At 67.6% G+C, this 1,375-nt stretch carries 2 protein-coding genes; both read left to right on the top strand.

What is annotated here, in order from left to right:
* A partial coding sequence (locus IC40_RS0125905) for a PhlB family protein (protein ID WP_030137562.1) occupies window positions 1-207 on the top strand: 207 nt, incomplete at its 5' end.
* The coding region (locus IC40_RS0125900) for a lipid-transfer protein (RefSeq protein WP_030137561.1) at window positions 207-1,375 on the top strand (1,169 nt) is incomplete at its 3' end. The genes IC40_RS0125905 and IC40_RS0125900, both read left to right, overlap by 1 nt.

Genomic DNA, 1,375 nt, shown 5'->3' with positions numbered 1-1,375 from the left:
TATCCCTCCCCCGATCCGTTCCAACCGTTCGCCGTCGCCGCGGTCGAACTGGCCGACGAAGGACTGATCGTGCTCGGCAAGGTCGTCGAGGGCACCCTGGCCGCCGACCTCAAAGTCGGCATGGCCATGGAACTGACCACCATGACCCTCTACACCGACGACGACGGCACCGCACGCACCACCCACGCCTGGAGGATCGCTCGATAATGGCACCGGAACCGGTTTACATCCTCGGCGCAGGCATGCACCCCTGGGGCAAATGGGGCCGCGACTTCACCGAATACGGCGTCGTCGCCGCCCGCGCGGCGCTGGCCGAGGCAGGCCTGGACTGGCGCCAGATCCAGCTGGTCGCCGGTGCGGACACCATCCGCAACGGCTACCCCGGCTTCGTCGCCGGGGCCACCTTCACCCAAAAACTCGGCTGGAACGGCATCCCCATCACCTCCAGCTACGCCGCCTGCGCCTCCGGATCCCAAGCACTGCAGAGCGCGCGCGCCCACATCCTGGCCGGCCTGTGCGACGTCGCCCTGGTCATCGGCGCCGACACCACCCCCAAAGGCTTCTTCGCCCCCGTCGGCGGCGAACGCAAAAACGACCCCGACTGGCAACGCTTCCACCTCATCGGCGCCACCAACACCGTCTACTTCGCCATGCTGGCCCGGCGTCGCATGGACCTCTACGGCGCGACCCTCGAAGACTTCGCAAACGTCAAAGTCAAAAACGCCCGCCACGGCCTGAACAACCCCAACGCCCGCTACCGCAAAGAAGCATCCGTCGAGGATGTGCTCGCCTCCCCGGTCGTCTCCGACCCGCTGCGCCTACTCGACATCTGCGCCACCAGCGATGGCGCCGCCGCCATCATCGTCGCCTCCAAGGCGTTCACCGAAAAACACCTCGGTTCGGTTGCCGGTGTCCCGTCCGTGCGCGCGGTGAGCCTGCAGAGCCCGCAGTATCCCCAGCATCTGCCCGAGCTGCCCGATATCGCCACCGACTCCACCGCGGTCGTGCCCGGGCCGCAGCGGGTGTTCAAAGACCAGATCCTCGATGCCGCCTACGCCGAAGCAGGTATCGGCCCCGAAGACCTGTCCCTGGCCGAGGTCTACGACCTGTCCACCGCACTGGAACTCGACTGGTACGAACACCTCGGACTCTGCGCCAAAGGCGAGGCCGAACAGCTGCTGCGCTCCGGAGCCACCACCATCGGCGGCCGCGTCCCCGTCAACGCCTCCGGTGGTCTGGCCAGCTTCGGCGAAGCCATCCCCGCCCAGGCCATCGCCCAAGTCTGCGAACTCACCTGGCAGCTCAAAGGCCAGGCCACCGGCCGCCAGGTCGAGGGCGCCACCGTCGGCATCACCGCCAACCAAGGCCTCTTCGG

The organism is Mycolicibacterium neoaurum ATCC 25795, from assembly GCF_000691525.1.
Classification (GTDB): domain Bacteria; phylum Actinomycetota; class Actinomycetes; order Mycobacteriales; family Mycobacteriaceae; genus Mycobacterium; species Mycobacterium neoaurum.
This window is presented reverse-complemented; position numbering and strand designations above follow the sequence as displayed.